The sequence below is a fragment of the Dyella sp. SYSU CM1112 genome, assembly GCF_058216415.1.
Window position 1 is genome coordinate 50,241 of record NZ_JBZEGI010000010.1, and the last position, 17,262, is coordinate 67,502.

16 protein-coding genes are annotated in these 17,262 nt (G+C 59.6%); 6 read left to right on the forward strand and 10 right to left on the reverse strand.

What is annotated here, in order from left to right:
* The first annotated feature begins 15 nt into the window (after positions 1-15).
* Positions 16-642, forward strand: coding sequence for a peptide-methionine (R)-S-oxide reductase MsrB (gene msrB / locus AC4HNJ_RS14650; RefSeq protein WP_490480329.1), 627 nt, complete (start codon positions 16-18; stop codon positions 640-642).
* Between the two features lie 97 nt (positions 643-739).
* On the opposite strand, the gene nadD is transcribed toward msrB, so the two are convergent.
* The 8 genes from nadD to AC4HNJ_RS14690 form a co-directional block, all read right to left on the reverse strand.
* Entirely contained in the window at positions 740-1,384 is a 645-nt protein-coding gene (gene nadD, locus AC4HNJ_RS14655) for a nicotinate-nucleotide adenylyltransferase (RefSeq protein WP_490480330.1), read from the reverse strand.
* Positions 1,381-2,391 carry a DNA polymerase III subunit delta gene (holA, locus tag AC4HNJ_RS14660; protein WP_490480331.1) on the reverse strand — a complete coding sequence of 337 codons (1,011 nt, stop codon included), beginning with the start codon at positions 2,389-2,391 and terminating at the stop codon, positions 1,381-1,383. The genes nadD and holA overlap by 4 nt, the downstream gene beginning before the upstream one ends.
* A gap of 5 nt (positions 2,392-2,396) precedes the next feature.
* A complete protein-coding gene (locus AC4HNJ_RS14665; protein ID WP_490480332.1) occupies positions 2,397-2,984 on the reverse strand; it encodes an LPS-assembly lipoprotein LptE in 588 nt (195 codons plus the stop codon).
* A gap of 4 nt (positions 2,985-2,988) precedes the next feature.
* On the reverse strand, positions 2,989-5,616 hold the full coding sequence (gene leuS / locus AC4HNJ_RS14670) for a leucine--tRNA ligase (RefSeq protein WP_490480333.1): 2,628 nt from the start codon (positions 5,614-5,616) through the stop codon (positions 2,989-2,991).
* Positions 5,617-5,730: 114 nt separating this feature from the next.
* Positions 5,731-6,336, reverse strand: coding sequence for a PqiC family protein (locus AC4HNJ_RS14675; protein WP_490480334.1), 606 nt, complete (start codon positions 6,334-6,336; stop codon positions 5,731-5,733).
* Complete coding sequence (locus AC4HNJ_RS14680; RefSeq protein WP_490480335.1) at positions 6,333-8,015, reverse strand: PqiB family protein; 1,683 nt, start codon at positions 8,013-8,015, stop codon at positions 6,333-6,335. Before AC4HNJ_RS14680 ends, AC4HNJ_RS14675 begins: the two co-directional genes overlap by 4 nt.
* A complete protein-coding gene (locus AC4HNJ_RS14685) occupies positions 8,008-8,631 on the reverse strand; it encodes a paraquat-inducible protein A (protein WP_490480336.1) in 624 nt (207 codons plus the stop codon). Before AC4HNJ_RS14685 ends, AC4HNJ_RS14680 begins: the two co-directional genes overlap by 8 nt.
* Positions 8,628-9,275: a paraquat-inducible protein A gene (locus AC4HNJ_RS14690; RefSeq protein WP_490480337.1), complete on the reverse strand. Its 648-nt coding sequence runs from the start codon at positions 9,273-9,275 to the stop codon at positions 8,628-8,630. The genes AC4HNJ_RS14685 and AC4HNJ_RS14690 overlap by 4 nt, the downstream gene beginning before the upstream one ends.
* A 250-nt stretch (positions 9,276-9,525) precedes the next feature.
* Here AC4HNJ_RS14690 and trxA point away from each other — a divergent pair, with 250 nt between their 5' ends.
* Positions 9,526-10,389 (forward strand): thioredoxin, encoded by an 864-nt coding sequence (gene trxA, locus AC4HNJ_RS14695; RefSeq protein WP_490480338.1) that lies wholly within the window; start codon positions 9,526-9,528, stop codon positions 10,387-10,389.
* 94 nt (positions 10,390-10,483) lie between these two features.
* Positions 10,484-10,936, forward strand: coding sequence for a DUF4442 domain-containing protein (locus AC4HNJ_RS14700; RefSeq protein WP_490480339.1), 453 nt, complete (start codon positions 10,484-10,486; stop codon positions 10,934-10,936).
* Between the two features lie 22 nt (positions 10,937-10,958).
* On the opposite strand, the gene AC4HNJ_RS14705 is transcribed toward AC4HNJ_RS14700, so the two are convergent.
* Together AC4HNJ_RS14705 and AC4HNJ_RS14710 are read right to left on the reverse strand one after the other, a co-directional pair.
* A complete protein-coding gene (locus AC4HNJ_RS14705) occupies positions 10,959-11,615 on the reverse strand; it encodes a hypothetical protein (RefSeq protein WP_490480340.1) in 657 nt (218 codons plus the stop codon).
* A gap of 2 nt (positions 11,616-11,617) precedes the next feature.
* The gene (locus tag AC4HNJ_RS14710; RefSeq protein WP_490480341.1) at positions 11,618-12,139 is read right to left on the reverse strand and encodes an RNA polymerase sigma factor; all 522 of its coding nucleotides are present in this window, start codon (positions 12,137-12,139) and stop codon (positions 11,618-11,620) included.
* A gap of 111 nt (positions 12,140-12,250) precedes the next feature.
* Between AC4HNJ_RS14710 and AC4HNJ_RS14715 the strand changes: the two genes are divergently transcribed.
* The 3 genes from AC4HNJ_RS14715 (at position 12,251) to AC4HNJ_RS14725 (ending at position 17,090) form a co-directional block, all read left to right on the forward strand.
* The gene (locus tag AC4HNJ_RS14715) at positions 12,251-12,925 is read left to right on the forward strand and encodes a DUF502 domain-containing protein (protein ID WP_490480342.1); all 675 of its coding nucleotides are present in this window, start codon (positions 12,251-12,253) and stop codon (positions 12,923-12,925) included.
* A gap of 2 nt (positions 12,926-12,927) precedes the next feature.
* Entirely contained in the window at positions 12,928-14,724 is a 1,797-nt protein-coding gene (locus tag AC4HNJ_RS14720; protein WP_490480443.1) for a M14 family metallopeptidase, read from the forward strand.
* A 230-nt stretch (positions 14,725-14,954) separates the two neighbouring features.
* Positions 14,955-17,090 (forward strand): M13 family metallopeptidase, encoded by a 2,136-nt coding sequence (locus tag AC4HNJ_RS14725; RefSeq protein WP_490480343.1) that lies wholly within the window; start codon positions 14,955-14,957, stop codon positions 17,088-17,090.
* Positions 17,091-17,262: the final 172 nt, after the last annotated feature.

The following is a 17,262-nucleotide window of genomic DNA, read 5'->3' on the forward strand; positions in this document are numbered from 1 at the left end:
CCACAGGAGATTCTCATGGCATCGGCGTTTGATCATCGCGGCATGGATCGCCGACGTTTCCTCCTTACAGCCGTTGGCGGCGGCACCTTGCTTGCCGTAGGCGGGGTGTCGGCAGCACGCATCTTTGGTGGCAGTGGCAGTGGTAATGTCATGACGAGCGCCACGGCCGCGGCGAAACCGCAGATGTTATTGCTGGAATGTTTCGCTGACGATGACGGGCACAATCTAGGCCCCTGTGATGTGCGCAAACTCGTATTGACTGACGCGCAATGGCGTCAACGCCTCTCTGACGAGGCGTTCTATGTGATGCGCCGGGCTGGAACGGAAAGAGCATTCAGCGGCCCGCACGAAAAGCCGAACAGCAAAGGCCTGTACCGCTGCGTCGGTTGCAATACCGCACTCTTTGATGCCGCGACGCAGTTTGACTCTGGCACCGGCTGGCCGAGTTTCTGGAAGCCGATCGCCAAGCAGAACGTGATTGAAAGCCGCGACACCAGCTTCGGCATGATTCGCACGGCGATCAGCTGCGCCGGCTGCGATAGCCATCTCGGTCACGTATTCGACGATGGTCCGCCGCCGACAGGACTACGTTACTGCATGAACTCCGTCGCACTGCAGTTTGTAGCGTATCGCGTGAGCTGAACACCTCGATGCAAGTGACTCGTTACGCGATGATGGCTGCGTCGAAACACGCTGCTGTCATCGCGGCTTATTGCATCTTTGCGAGTGCAAGAAGCCGTTATGCTGGCGACAGCCCACGATAGGGCGCCAACAAAGCCGGATCATCGAACAATCCTGCCGGCAAGAGGTAACGCGGATCGCGCCCGGCGGCCAACAGTTCACGAATGCGCGTGGCGGAAATTTCCAGCGGTGTAACGCTCAGTTCGATCACCCGACCGGCAGATTCGGCATGAATAACCGCTGGATCGTCGGTACGACGTGCGGCTACCGCACGCTCAAGCTCCACAGGAACGCAGGCTTCCAGGCCCGGTCGGTTGATCACGCCGATATGCGCAACCTGGAACAGGTCGCGCCACCGATGCCAGCTCCGCAAACCTGCGAAGGCGTCCGCGCCCATCAATAACACGAGAGATCTGTCACCGAACTCGCGACGGAATTCATCCAAGGTATCGGTCGTGTAAGAAGGACCGCTTCGATCCAGCTCACGCGTGTCGAGGGAGAGGCGCGTTTGACCTTTCAATGCGGCGCGCAGCATGTTCACACGTTGCGCCGCGGTCGCCGTGGGTGCGGGCCGGTGTGGCGGTACATTCGCAGGCATCAGGCGGACTTCAGCATCCAACAGCTCGGACGCTTCCCACGCCACACTGAGATGACCCATGTGGATCGGATCGAACGTGCCGCCAAACAGCGCCAGGGGTTTCATACCAGCGCCTGCGCTGCGCGCGGTTCAGCGATGGCTGCAATAAGACGCTGCGCCTCGAGCCACGCGTCGCCTGCTTCGCGGCCTTTGGCAATACGATCGATGCGTGCCGCACGCGCCAGACACCGCATCCAATGCTCGCGCGGCGCGCGACGCAATGCTTTGCGAAAGAGCTGTTCGCGCGCCGGCCACAAGCGTTCCGCACGGGCCTGTGCGCCGAAATCATGTGCGTTGGCAAGACGCATGGCGAGCTGTAGCTGACTCACCAACCATCCCATCAATGCAATGATTTCTTCGCCTTCCGCGTGCAGCCCCTCCAGAACGCGCAAGGCGCGTGCGCCATCGCCGCCCAAGGCTGCATCCGTAAGCTTGAAGGCATCGTAGCGCGCACTGTCAGCAACGAGATGTTCCATTTCGGCTGCCGTGATTTTCCCCTCTCCATGCAAAACTGCCAGTTTGTCGATTTCCTGCGCGGCAGCCAGCAAATTGCCCTCGACACGTTCGGCCAGCAGAGCGACGGCCTCGGGTGTTGCAGATAGGCCACGCGAAGCCAGGCGCGCACCAACCCAGGCACTCCACTCATTCGGTCGCGGTGCGTTGAAAACGACGACGGTTCCGGCGCTATCGATCTGCCGCGTCCACGCACCTTCGTGTTTGTTGCTCCACTCCACCGCCGTAATCAGCAGACTGACATCCGGCGGAGGATGGGCACAAAATTCGGTGATCGCTTTGGCTCCCTCCGTGCCGGGACGGCCGTTCGGCAATCGCAAATCGAGCAACCGTCGCGTCGCGAACAGAGACATGCCGGCGGCAGAACGCGCCAGATCGTCCCAATCGAAATGGGTGCCGGCATCCAGCACTTGCCGTTCGCTATAACCCAGCCTGCGCGCTTGCGCGCGCAAGGCATCGGCAGCTTCGAGCACCAGCAGTTCCTCGCCTGCGAGCAGATAGACGGGGCTCAGGCTGTCTGCAGCCAGTGCTTTCTGCCACTGCGCATGATTGAGCGGCATACGACTCAGTTAATCGATGGTGCCGAATACTGCGGCGGTTCCGGCGTGGTGCTGGCGTCAGCCGGCAAGTTGCCAACCGCTTTGGCTGCCGCCGTCTCGCCATGTTTGGCCACCGCCTGCAAGCGGAACAGCACCGCCTGGATGGCGTCGTCGATCAGGCTATCCTCGATCTGTTCGACTTGCGACTGCGTTCCCACCGGCTGGTTGGCGTCATAGCTGTATTCACGCTGGAGATTGATTTCCTGCGCAGGAACGATCGTCTTGCCATTCGCATCCGTGGCGGTGAACACGACGTGATAGCGCACGGCAAACTCGGTGACTTCCGCATAGCCGCTTACCGTTAGCGATTGAACATTGAAGTTCTGCGCAGGCACATGCAACTCGGCAATGTCCGGACCGCCCTTGTCTTCGACGATCACATTCGAGGCCAGCAGCGCACGCGCCAGTTTGCGCTGGAAATCGCCACCGCCCCCCACCGTGAGGTGTACGCGCTCCATTCCCTTCGGCAGTGAAGCGCTCCCGCGCAAATGGAACCCACATGCCGCAAGGGCGAGCACGGGCAGCAGCGCGACGATTTTCAGCATGCGGTTCATGAAGTCATCCTGCAACGATGTTGACGATCTTGCCGGGCACCACGATGACCTTGCGTATTGCTTGTCCTTCCAGGAAAGCGGCCACGTTGGGATTCGCGCGTGCCAATGCTTCTGCTTCTTCCTTGCTGGCCTGGGCAGCCACTTCGATGGTACCGCGCAACTTGCCATTCACCTGAACAGCCAGGGTCAGCGTGTCGCGCACCAGCGCCTGGGAATCGACTTTTGGCCAGGGCTGATCATCCACCACATTCTGCGGATGCCCCAGCGCCTGCCACAGCGCATGGCTTACATGCGGCACGACCGGGTTCAGCAAAAGCACCATGCTCTGCAGCACTTCATGGCGCACTGCCCTGCCCTGGTCACTTTGATCGGTGAACTTGCTTACCGCATTGAGCAGCTCCATGAGCGAAGCGATCGCCGTATTGAAAGCATGACGACGCCCCAGATCATCGCTGACCTTCTGGATGGTTTCGTGCAGCTGGCGTCGCAAGGCTTTTTGCCCGGCATCGAGCGCCGACGGATTCACCTCCGGGTGATCCGGCTGGCCGACGTGCGTCACGACCTCGCGCCAGAACCGGCGCAGGAAACGGGCCATGCCTTCCACGCCGGCTTCATTCCACTCCAGGGACTGCTCCGGCGGCGCAGCGAACATCGAGAAGAGTCGCACGGTATCCGCACCGAACTTATCCACCATGGCTTGCGGATCGACGCCGTTGTTCTTGGACTTGGACATCTTCTCGGTACCGCCGATAACCACGGATTGGCCATCGGCCTTCAATACGGCACCGGTCACGCGCGCCTTCTCGTCGCGCTGAATATCCACATCGGCAGGATTGATCCATTCCTTCGATCCATCCGCGTTTTCGCGGTAGAACGTTTCGGCAATCACCATGCCCTGGCACAACAGGTTGGTGACCGGCTCGTCCGATTTAACCATTCCTTCGTCGCGCATCAGCTTGTGATAGAAGCGGAAGTACAACAGATGCAGGATCGCGTGCTCGATGCCGCCAATGTACTGGTCGGCCGGCATCCAGTAATTGGCGCGCTCGTCCACCATGGTCGCTGCGCCGGGACTGGTGTAGCGCGCCACGTACCAGCTCGACTCCATGAAGGTATCGAAGGTGTCCGTCTCGCGCTCAGCCGGGCCCCCGCACTCAGGACACGTGGTCTTGCGCCATGCCGGGTCGGCCTTGATCGGCGACTGGACGCCAGAGAAAGCGACGTTTTCCGGCAGCAACACAGGCAGCTGATCTTCCGGCACCGGCACGTCGCCGCAGTGCGGGCAACGAATGACCGGAATGGGACAGCCCCAATAGCGCTGGCGGCTCACGCCCCAGTCGCGCAAGCGATAGTTGATGCGGCGCTGGCCCTTGCCCTGTTTTTCCAGGATCTCGGCGATGGTGTCGAAGGCTTCCTTGTAGTGCTTGCCATCGAGCACACCGGAATGGATCACCCGCATGTCGGCGCGGTTTTTGTCGCCGTACCACTCTTGCCAGTGCGCCGGATCGTACTCGCCGCCGTCCACGGCGATAACCTGCTTGATCGGCAGTTGATATTTGTTGGCGAACTCGAAGTCGCGTTCGTCGTGTCCGGGCACAGCCATCACCGCACCCGTGCCATAGCCCATCAGCACAAAGTTGGCGACCCATACCGGCAGCTTCTCGCCGGTGACAGGATGAACGGTGAAGAGGCCGGTGGGCATGCCCCGTTTCTCCTGCGTCTCCAGCTCGGCCTCCGAGACACCGCCCTTGCGCAGCTCCTCCAGGAACGCGGCAAGCTGTGGATTGCCCTGCGCAGCCTTTAGCGCCAGCGGATGCTCGCCAGCAATGGAAACGAAGGTGACGCCCATCAGCGTGTCCGGACGCGTCGTGAACACCGTCAGCGGCTCGTCCTCGCCCTCCACCGCAAAATGGATCTCCAGGCCCTCGCTGCGGCCGATCCAGTTGCGCTGCATGGTCTTGACCGCCTCAGGCCAGCCGGACAGCGTGTCGAGGCCATCAAGCAACTCTTGCGCGTAGTCGGTGATCTTGAGGAACCACTGTGGGATCTCGCGCTTTTCCACCAGCGCCCCGGTGCGCCAACCGCGGCCGTCGATCACCTGCTCGTTGGCGAGCACAGTCTGGTCCACCGGATCCCAGTTCACCACGGCGTTCTTGCGGTAGGCGATGCCTTTTTTCATCAGGCGCACGAACATGCGCTGCTCGTGCACGTAATATTCGGGCTTGCAGGTAGCGAACTCGCGTGACCAGTCGATGGCGTAGCCCAACGACTTAAGCTGGCCACGCATATGCTCGATGTTGGCGTAGGTCCACTTGGCCGGCGCAGTCTTGTTCTTGATCGCAGCGTTCTCGGCTGGCAGACCGAACGCATCCCAGCCCATCGGTTGCAACACATTCTTGCCGTTCATGCGCTGGTAGCGGCTGATGACATCGGCGATCGTGTAATTGCGCACATGCCCCATGTGCAAGGCACCGGAGGGGTACGGCAGCATGGCGAGACAGTAGTACTTTGGCCGGGAGGAGTCCTCCTTCACCTCATACGCGCGTCGTGCGTTCCAATACTGCTGCGCGGCGGATTCCACCGCCTGCGGGTTGTAATCGTTGGGGGAACCCTGGTCTTGAATGTCCTGCATGATCCGGCGCCGTTATGCGTAAGCCGCTGCACAGGCATGGATAGCCGTGTGCCGCGTTGAACGCGGCAGACTAGCAGAAATGAGCGTTCGCTTGGATTGGCCCGTACCCGCGCTTCAATCCGCCGGGCATGCGGGCGTACGCCCCTCCGCCAAGGCCGGGGCCACGTCTGCGATGTGATCGGCCAGCGTCGCCAAAGCCCGCTGGTGGCCAGCCACCAACCCGTTGTAGCCCTGCCCTACGGATTCAGTGACACGGGTGCTACATGTAAGCATGGCCTGCCCCTTCAACAAGCGGACGGTCCAAGTGGCATCAATCCGCGCGTAATGTCCCGGCGACGAATCGAAACGGTGCAGATCGACTTTGATGCGCACCACCGGCTTGCCATCGGGAGGCAGGCCACCGCCAATGTCCTGCGCACGCGTCCGGCGCGCCAGATCGACCGACAGCGCGCTGCGTAGTTCGTCTGCCAAGGGGGCAATCCAGCGCTCACCGTCCAGCAAGGCCACGGACTGGGCACCTTGCCGTACAACCAACTGCGGGACGTCGTCCTGCGCAGGCACGCCGACCGGCAGCAATTCGAACTGGAAATTCGCCGCCGGCGCTGCGGACTGCCCTTCGTCAGGCGGAGGGACCAAGGTGTAATAGCGAATGGGCGCTGACGCGCACGCAGCCAGCGCGGTCATGACCACGCCCGCCATCAGGTGTCGCATACGAGTCATGGTTTGCTCCCTCGCGGCGGCTGGCTGGACGGAACACCGCCCTCCGCCGGTGGCGGTACGTCTTTGCCACGACCGCGAATCAGTGCGCTCGGATGAGCATCGAGGTAATCAGTCAGCGCGCGCAACGACCGTGCCATGCGTTGCAGCTCCTGCAAGGTGGTAGTGAGGTTTTGCTGCAGCGGCGAATCCGCCGAGAAAGCATTGTTGGCGGCCCCCAGGGTTTGATTGGCTCCCTTGAGAGTGTCCTGGAATGCCGGAAGCACGTTGCCATTGACATGCTTGATCGTGCTGTCCAGGTCGGCCAGCGTGTGATTGAGGTTATTGCCGATGGCGTCGAATGGAATCTTGTGAATCTTGTCCACGATCTCCACCAGCTGCTCCTGCAGCTTGTCGAAGCTGCCCGGCACGGTGGGAATCTCCAAGGGACGCGCATCAGGGTTGTACGCCACCTTGGCGGCGTGCGGCATGATGTCGAGCGAGATATACAACTGCCCGGTGAGCAGGTTGCCCACCTTCGCTTGCGCGCGCAGACCTTGCTGGACCAAGGTACCTATCATGTGGGACATGTCGTCGTTATCGCCCTTCGATTTGGCGATGGCCTCCAGCTTGGTATGCGCGCTGCCGAGACGATCCGGATAAACCACGGCGCCGACGTAAATCGGGAAATGACCGGTCTTTTCGTCGTAATCCATGCGGATGGAAACGACGTCGCCGAAATCGATGCCCTGGAATTCCACCGGCGCATTCACCGTCAGGCCACGAAGCGGCTGATCAAAACGCATGCGGATGTAATGCGGCTCGCCATCGGGCGGCGCCATGGCCTTGGCCTGCGTATCGAACAGCGTGAACGTGGCGCCTTCAGGCGCCAGCGTTGCTTCCGGATGTGGCCCGGGAGCATCAAGGAAGGCTACGCCGCCCGCCAGCACGGTTGCCAGCGATTGCGTGTTGAGCCTGAGACCGTTGGCACCTAGCGAAACGTCTACGCCGCTGGCATTCCAGAAACGCGATTCGGTCGTCACGAATTTATCGTAGGGGCTTTCGATGAAAATCCGTACCGACACGCCCTTGCCGTCCTTGTCGAGCTTATAAGACGCCACGCGCCCTACCTGTATACGCCGGAAATAGATTGGAGAGCCGATATCCAGCGATCCCAGGTCGCCGGAATGCAAGGTGAAACTCTTGCCGCGCGAATCGTGCGTGACGGAGGGTGGATTCTCCAGGCCGACGAAGTTGGTCTGCGGCTGCGTGGATTTGCCGACGTCTACACCGATGAACGATCCCGACAACAAAGTATCGATGCCGGACACGCCGCCCAGTCCGATGCGGGGACGCACGACCCAGAAACGGCTGTCCGACACTGCAATCTCGGCAGCACTTTTCTCCAGATCGACTTTCACGACCACTTTGCTGTGATCCGGACTCAGGCGAATGCTGGTCACCTTGCCGATGACCACGTCCTTGTATTTCACGACTGTCTTGCCTGGCTCCAGTCCTTCCGCGGTCTGGAAGCTGATGGTGATCTTGGGACCCTGCTGCATCCACGCGTTGATCACCAGCGACAAGCCGACCAGGGCCGCCACGACCGGCACCAGCCAGATCCACGAGGCACCGACGCGCCGGCGCTTCACCACCGGTTCGGGCAAATCGCCTTCCAGGCCGGTTTTTTTATCGTCAGTCATCTTCGTCCTTGCAGTCCCATATCAGGCGGGGGTCGAAACTCAGGGAAGCCAGCATCGTGAGCACCACGGTAAGACCGAAATAAACCACGCCTGGGAGCGGCTCCACTTCGCTGAAGAAGCCAAACTGCACCAAGGCCGTCAGCAGCGATACCACGAAAACGTCCAGCATGGACCAATAGCCGATGAATTCCACCAGCCGATATAGCTTGGAACGCTGCTTGCGTGCCCAGTTGGTACCGCGGTGCACGCTGAGCAGCAGGGTTCCCATGACCAGGAATTTCATCATGGGCACCACAATGCTGGCCGTGAAGACAATAACGGCCAGGTCGGGAGAACCCTTGACCCACAGCTCGATCACGCCGCTCAGAATCGTATTGTCATCCACATCGCCCAGGCTCACGGTGCGCATGATGGGCAGCACGTTGGCGGGTATGTAGAAAATGAATGCGGCGATCAGCAATGCCCATGTACGCGCGCAGCTATTCGGTTTGCGCCGGTGTAGCGCACTGCCACAACGTGGACATGCTGCGTGCTCGATATGCGTATCACGGCAAACCAGCCCGCATACATGGCAGCCAATCAGGCCAAGCTCATGCGCCCTCGGCATCGTGCTCATGGCGCAGCCTCAGGGATTTTTTCCCACAACTGACGTAGATCGATGCCCGAGAAGATGGTGATCAGCACGGCCAGCGCGGCGTAGGCGAATGCACCGGCGTCTGGCGTCACATCGAAATACAAGTGTGCCTTGACGATCGATACCAAGACGCCCAGCACAAAGACCTCGCTCATGGTCCAGGGCGCGATGTAATGCAGGAAGACCATCAAGCGACCAAAGCCGGGAGCGCGCCTCCCCTGCCGCCCATACACCAGCAACCATCCCAGGATCAGCATTTTGCACAGGGGAAAGAAAAACAACGTACCCGCTGCCAGCACTGCAACAATCTGCGAGTGCTCTTTCCACATCATCAAGATGATGCCCCACAAGGTGCTGTGAATCTGCTTGCCATTGAGTCCGAGCGTAATGATCGGCCACACATTGGCTTGCACGAACACCACCATCACCGTCACCACCAGCGCCAGCATCGCGTTGAGCCCTATGCGCTGATGCCGTTCCAGCTCCGCATGACAGCGCAGGCAACGTGCCACCTCACCGGGCGCCAGCGGACGGCGACGGTAGACTGTGTCGCAGTGCTCGCAGATCAGCAGCGTCGAAGCCAGTCCATTTCGCGCGTGCTTCGTGCTGGCTAGTGAAGAATTCATGACGCCATTCTCGCAAATCTTGAGGGCGCACACGCGCGGCAGGATATTGACCCCTGAAGTATGGATGTCATCGGCAAAATTAAATGACGCGCCCCTAACCATGGTGATCCATCTCGCATGTTGAAGGGGCCGTGGAATAGCTCAGGGCATCCCTAGCCTGCCCAAGGTGAATAAAAGGAGATCCCCCTCTTCTATTGATATGCTGTGCGATGCCCCGATCTGAGCGGGGTTGACCTTTTCGGAGCCCACTGTGAACGCCGCCGTCTCCCCGCACATTTTTGAAGTGAATCAGGACAATTTCGAGACCGAGGTATTGCAGGCCTCGCTCAATACCCCTGTACTGGTGGACTTCTGGGCGACGTGGTGCGGCCCCTGCAAAACACTGGGACCGATGCTGGAAAAACTGGCGGCCGAGTACAACGGCGCGTTCCGGCTCGGCAAGGTGGATGTCGACAAAAACCAGGAATTAGCTGGCGTGTTTGGTATACGCAGCATTCCCACGGTGATGCTGGTGAAAGACGGCCAGATCTTGGACGGATTTGCCGGGGCGCTTCCTGAAGGCCAATTGCGGACCTTCCTGTCGCGCCATGTGCAACCCTTCGAAGGCGATCTCGACGAAGCCCTTGAGGAAGAGACCTTCGAATCGCCCGAGCAGGCCATCAACCGCCTGCAACAGGAAATCGCCGAGCAACCGGACCGATCGGAACTCAAGCTGGACCTGGCCATTGCCTTGGCTCAAGCCGGTCACGCCGCCGCGGCGGAAGCCGAACTCAACAGCCTGCCCGCCAATCTCGCTACCGATGCCCGCGCCGTACGGCTGCGCAGCCAGCTCGACCTGGCGCAATCGCTGGAAGGTACGCCGCCCATGGAAGTGCTGCAGCAGCGCGTTGAGGCCAATCCGCAAGATTGGGAAGCACACGATCTGCTCGGCGTAAGACTGTTGTTGGGCAACGATCCTGCTGCAGGCCTGGAACACTGGCTGCTGCTGCTAGAGAAGGCCCGCGACTGGAATGACGGCCACGCGAAGAAACGTTTGCTCGCTGCCTTCCATACCCTTGACGATGCAGAGCTAGTCGGTCGCTATCGCCGGCGCATGGCATCGCTCCTTTTCTAAGCATCCTCAGCAAACCGTGCCGCGCGTGATGCGCGGCACTCAGGACCATACGCGTACGCATGGTAAGCTCCGTGCATCCCCCTCGGAGCCGGTCATGCGCGCAACGACCTTTCGTCGCCTGATGAACCTGTGGCCACCGTTCCTGTTCAACAGCATCCGTGTGTTGAACCTGAGCGATGACTACACGGAAGTGCGTGTGGTGCTGCGCCTGCGTCCATGGAATCGCAACTACGTGCGCGCCCAGTTCGGCGGCAATCTCTTCGCGATGGCCGATCCGTTCTGGATGCTGCTGATCCTCCATCACCTGGGCAAGGATCACTTCGTATGGGACAAGGCCGGCGCGATTGATTTCATCGCACCTGGACGCGAAGACGTCTATGCATATTTCAAATTGAACCATGATGTGCTGGACGAATTGCGTGCGGCAGCGGCGAATGGCGAAAAGGTGCTGCGCTGGTTTGAAGTGCCGATCAAAACCGCTGCTGGCGACATCGTCGCGGTGGTACGAAAACAGATCTATGTACGCCTGAAACCGCAACATCGCTGATTCGCAACCCACCCGGCCCGCGTTAGGAGAGCTCGTGTTCGAAACGGGTGATGTCATCGAGCATGGCCTCCGCTTTTAGTACGCTGGCGCCAGCCAAATGATTCTCGAACCGGCGCCGCCAGCGCGAACGCGAAACCAGCCAGAACACGCTTGCAACCAACACCAGCGATACAAAGCCGACAAGTACCAGATACATCATCAGGTTGGGCATGGTGGTCGTGAGATCGATCCCGCTGCGCGCTATTTCCATTAGCGCAAAGGGTATCCAGGCAAAAGAGCCCACCACGGCAAATGCGGGAGCCTCGACTTTTACTCGCCAGGCACGCAGCGCTGCGATGCGGCGCTGAATCTCCAACACGGGGGCGGCATAGTCGATCCGTCCGATCAAATCGAGATTCCGCCCGGCCGCCACCATCATCATGATGCCGAAGACTTGGACAAGAACTCCCAGCACCACAAGATGCGCGATGCCGATGCGCGGCACCCAGAACGATAACGCCATCACGGTTACCAACGCGCCAAAAACCAGCTGCGTCATTTGTCCCCAGAAAAGCGGCCGAAGCCCATATCGCACACTGTGTAGCCTGTTGTCCTTCCATAAGCGGATATGGAGCGCCTGCTGCTGATCCAGCCGGGAGTTCAGTGCTCGCCATGCCAATTTCATATCGTCGAGTTCCATGCCTATGCTCCTGCCGGTTCTGCGGCGGTCATCTGGTTGCGGAGTATTTGCTTGATGCGGCTGATCTTGGTTGCCACATTGGTTTCGCTGATGCCCAGAATGTCCGCCATCTCTGCGTAACTGCGATCTTCCAGATACAGCAGCATCAACGCCCGATTCAGCGGATCCAATGCATCGATAAAACGGCGTAGCGCAGGTAGCCGCTCATCGGGTTCCACCATGCCCGGATCACCTTCGATGGTTTCGAGATAGCGCTCCAAAGGCTCGAATCGCTCTTTCTCATGCGGCATCCGTCGTACTTGCGAAATGGCGACATTGAGCGCCACCCGATACATCCAGGTGGAAAACTTCGCCCGCGTGGCATCGAAACGGGAAAACGATCGCCAAAGTTGCACACAGATCTCTTGTGCCAGGTCGCTGCGATCCTCTGGATGGCGGGCATATACGGATGCCACCTTGAATACGATCCCCTGGTGTTCACGCAGGAGTGTTTCGAAAGCTTGCTGTCGTTCCCGTCTGCGCATAGCCGGCTCCTTCTTACTCCCATGATTCGCAAGACATCCAAAAAAATCACAGGCCGCCGTTCCAAGGCTCTCCTACAATAAAGCGCCTCCCCTTCCCCTACTCTTCATTCCATGCATCCGCTGCGCTTCAAACGCTACCTCATCACCGGTCTGCTGACCTTTATGCCGTTATGGGTCACCTGGCTGGTCTTTAAATTCATCGTTGGCTTTCTGGCCGGCCTCGGCGCCCCGCTGGTGGCGGCCTTCATGGGCGCCCTCGGATGGGTCTCGCCACAGGCGGCCCAACAGCTCAGCCACAGTTGGCTGACGTATGTCCTGGCCTTGCTGCTTACCCTGGTCGCGCTCTATCTGTTGGGATTTCTTGCCAATCGGGTAATCGGTCAACGGCTCCTGCTTGCCTTCGATACCGTGCTGCAGCGTATCCCGCTGGTGCAAACCATCTACGGCGGCACCAAGAAATTGATGGCCGTGTTGCAGAACAAACCCAGCGGCGTCCAGCGTGTGGTGCTGGTGGACTTCCCCCGCAAAGGCATGAAGGTCGTCGGCTTCGTGACACGCGTCATGATCGAGGAAGGCAGCGGTCGCGAGATGGCCGCGGTCTATATCCCGACCACGCCCAATCCGACCGGTGGCTATCTTGAGGTGGTACCGGTGGACGAACTCACACCTACCGACTGGACCATGGACCAAGCGATGGCTTTCATCATCTCCGGAGGCGCAGTCGCGCCCGATACCTTGCCAGCGATGCCATCCCTGCCGAAGACATCCCCAGAGAACCAGGTATGAGCATGCGCCGAGCAGTGCTTTCCATCGTGCTAGCTGCTCTTGCTGTGACTGCACACGCTGCCGGCCACGTTGACTGGACGACACCCGCTGAAGCATCCCATTTCCGTACCACGCCGACTTACACGCAGACGCTGGCTTATCTGGAACAGCTGCAGCATGCGGCGCCGGGAAAGATCAAGGTGGAAACCTTCGGAATCACGCCCGAAGGCCGGCCGATGACGGTGGTCATTGCCAGCAATCAAGGCAGCTTTACGCCTGAAGCCGCACGTGCCGCGCATAAACCGATCGTGCTGCTGCAGGCGGGCATTCATCCTGGCGAAATCGAGGGCAAGGATGCCGGGCTGATGCTGCTGCGTGACATGACTGTCTCGGGCAAATACCCGCATCTCCTGGATCATGTCGTGCTCGTTTACATTCCTGTTTTCAACGTGGACGGCCACGAAAACAGCTCGCCCTACAACCGCATCAACCAGAACGGCCCCGAGCGCATGGGGTTTCGCGGTCAATCGCAATACCTCAACCTCAATCGCGATTACATCAAGGCCGACGCGCCGGAAATGCTGGCCTGGCTCAAACTGTGGCAGCGCTGGCTACCGGATTTCCTGATCGACGTGCACACCACCGATGGCGCCGATTATCAGTACGACCTGACCTGGTATACCGAAGATCCACACAAGCTCGATCCGGCCATCTCCGCCTGGCAACACCATGTGATCCATGACGAGGCGATACCGGCCTACGAAAAGCTCGGCCACCTCGCTTCTATCTATCTTGAGTTCAAGGATGGTCGCGACCCTCGCAAAGGCATTGCCAACTTCGGTTCCGGCCCGCGCTTTTCTACCGGCTACGCAGCGCTGCAGAATCGCCCCGCATTGTTGATCGAGACCCACATGCTGAAGTCGTACGCCGTGCGCGTCCATGCCGTTTACGACTTGATTCGCGTATTGCTTGGCGATATCGAGCAGGATCCGGCCGCCCTGCTTGCAGCCACCCGCAAGGCCGATGCCGATACCATCGATCGCGCGGAAGATTCCAAGGCAGAGGTCCCGCTGACGTTCAAGCTGGATCCCACGCCGACGCCCTTCGATCTGAAGGGTTATGCGTTTACGCAAACGCACAGCGAGATTTCCAACGACATCTGGATTCAGTACGACCCCACTAAACCGGTCACTTATCGGATCGACAACTGGAACGCGCTTCAACCTGATCTGTCGATCGTTCCACCGGCTGCGTATGTCGTGCCGGGCGAGTGGAAAACAGTGATCGACAAACTGGATGCACATGGCATCGCCTATCGGCGTATCGGGCATCCGGTAAAGGAAGTCGATGCGGAGGCGTATCAACTCGACCATCCTCGCTGGGCGAGCGAACCTTTCGAAGGTCACTTGATGCTGCAGAGCTTCGACCTGCACCCCCACCCCGTGGAGGTGGTGCTGCCGGCAGGTTCCGTCATCGTGCCGCTCAATCAACGCGCGGCCAACGTCGCCATCGAATTGCTTGAACCGCAGGCGCCGGATTCCCTGCTGCATTGGGGCTATCTCAATGCCATCTTCGAAGCCAAGGAATACGGTGAACCGCGCGTGCTGGAAAAACTGGCACGCAACATGATCGCCCAAGACCCTGCGCTGAAGCAGGAGTTCGACGAGAAGCTGCGTGATGATCCCGCCTTCGCGGCGAGCCCGCATGCTCGGCGGAACTTTTTCTTCATGCGCTCCCCCTGGTACACCGCGCAACGTGTCGGTGACTACCCGGTGTTGCGCCTGAATGCTGCGCAGCTCGCCTATCTCGGCACCCAATAACGCAATGGCGGATTCGCCCGTTTGCCCGCCCTGAAACGGCTGGCAGCGGACACATCCACCTGTTTCGAGAGACGAAGCAATCCCTACCCCTGACCTTTGACACTGTGTCCACCATGACCATTGGCCTAGGTTGAAAGGTCATGGCCGCGAGCGGATAGGTAATGCAGGAACCATCGCCGTGGCCGGGGAGCGCCTGCGGGCGATTTGTCGACATCTCCAGAGGGATATCCATGACCTACAAGCATCTGAAGCCGCTACTGCTCGCGGTAAGCGTCACTTTCGCCCTGGCCGCCTGCGGTAAACAGGAGCAAGCCCAGGCGCCGGCCCCGGCACCTGCCCCAGCCAAGGCCGCCACAACCGCCAACGCACCTGCCGCTGCGGCTACGGCCGCCACCGCCAGCGTCTTTGACGTCAGCGAGCTGGATAACCAGATCAATGCGTGTCAGGACTTCAACGGCTTCGTCAATGCCAAGTGGATCGCTGCCAACCCGATTCCCTCCGATCGCACGCGCTGGGGTGCCTTCGACCAGCTCGCCGAAAAGAGCCTGAACACCCAGCATGAGATCGTCGAAGCTGCGGCGAAGAATGTCGCGCAGGCGAAACCCGATTCGATCCAGCAAAAGATCGGTTACCTGTATCAGGCCGGCATGGATGAAGACGCGATCAACAAGCTTGGTTTCGACCCAATCAAACCGAAGCTGGAGCAGATTGCTGCGCTGAAGACACCCGCCGAGGTTGCCAAATTCATCACCGATCGCTTTGCGGATGGCGATCAGCAAGTATTCGCTTTCGGCTCCGGCGCCGATTTCAAAGACGCCAAGAACCAGATCGGCTTCGTCAATCAATCCGGCCTGGGCTTGCCCACGCCCGATTACTACACCAAGCCGCAATACGCCGATTTGCGTAACGCTTATAAGGCCTATATCGCCAAGTCGCTGGAACTCGTCGGCGTGTCGGAAGCCGATGCCAAGAAACAGGCTGATCAGGTGTTCGCCTTCGAAACCGCGTTGGCGAAGGCTTCGTTCACGCCAACGGAGATGCGCGATCTCGATCACCAGTATCACTTCGTGAGCGAGGCGGAAGCCGACAAAGTCACCCCGCATTTCAACTGGCAGGATTTCTTCAAGGCCCAGGGCGTAACCATCGACAAGGGCTTTTCGTTATCACAGCCGAAGTTCTTCGCCGAGTTCGACAAACTGCTGGCCACGGCACCGATGTCCGAATGGCAGGCGTATCTGCGCTTCCATGCGATCGACGACGCCTCGCCGTATCTCAGTTCAGCATTCCAGGACAACCGCTTCGATTTCTACGGCAAGACCCTCTCGGGCCAGCCGGAACAGAAGCCCCGCTGGAAACGCGTACTGGGTGCGGTCAACGGGTCGATGGGCCAAGCATTGGGTCAGCTGTATGTCGCCAAGGAATTCACTCCGGAAGCAAAGCAGCGTGCAGAAGAACTGGTAACCAATGTCAGGGAAGCGCTCAAGAACCGCATCGAACATCTGGATTGGATGAGTGACGCCACCAAGCAAAAGGCAATCGAGAAGTGGAACAAATTCCTGCCCAAGATCGGTTATCCGGATCACTGGCGCAGTTGGGATGGGCTGGATATCAAGCCGGGTGACTACTATGGCGATGTCATGGCTTCGGCCAAGTTCAACTACGACTGGGATATCGGTCATATCGGCAAGCCGACCGATCGCACTGAGTGGGGCATGACGCCACAGACCGTCAATGCGTACTACGACCCAAGCACCAACACGATCAACTTCCCTGCTGCAATCCTGCAACCACCGTTCTTCTATGCCAACGGTGATGACGCCATCAACTACGGTGGTATCGGCGCGGTGATTGGTCACGAATCCAGCCACGGCTTCGACGACCAGGGCAGCCAGTTCGACGGGGACGGCAATAAGGCCGACTGGTGGACCGCGCAGGACAAGGCGAAGTTCGACGCACGCACGGGCAAGCTGGTCCAGCAGTTCGACGCTTATGCGCCGATCAAGGACAAACCCAACCTGCACGTCAACGGCAAGCTGACTTTGGGTGAAAACATCGCCGATCTGGGCGGCCTGAACGTGGCCTACGATGCGTTGCAGGAAGCCTTGAAGAAGAACCCGACCGAGGCCAACGAAAAGATCGACGGCTATACCGAAGATCAGCGCTTCTTCCTCAATTGGGCGCGTGTGTGGCGCAACAATATCCGCGAGAAGCAAGCGGAGTTGTCCCTCAACATCGATCCACACGCACCGGCGTCGCTGCGGGCCATTGGTGCGCCCTCCAACATGACCGCTTTTGCAGAAGCGTTCCAGTGCAAGCCTACCGATCCCATGGTCCGCTCGGGCGACAAGCAAGTGAAGATCTGGTAAGCCGCCTTACCACTGTCATTCATCGCAACAACCTCAAGAGCCCCGCACAAAACGTGCGGGGCTTTTTTGTGGCTCAGATAACGGTGAATGGAGCTAAACGATCGAGCGCACCCCATGGACGGCTGCGCCCTTCACAACTGGCTAACAGCATGTGATAATAAAAACGATTCGC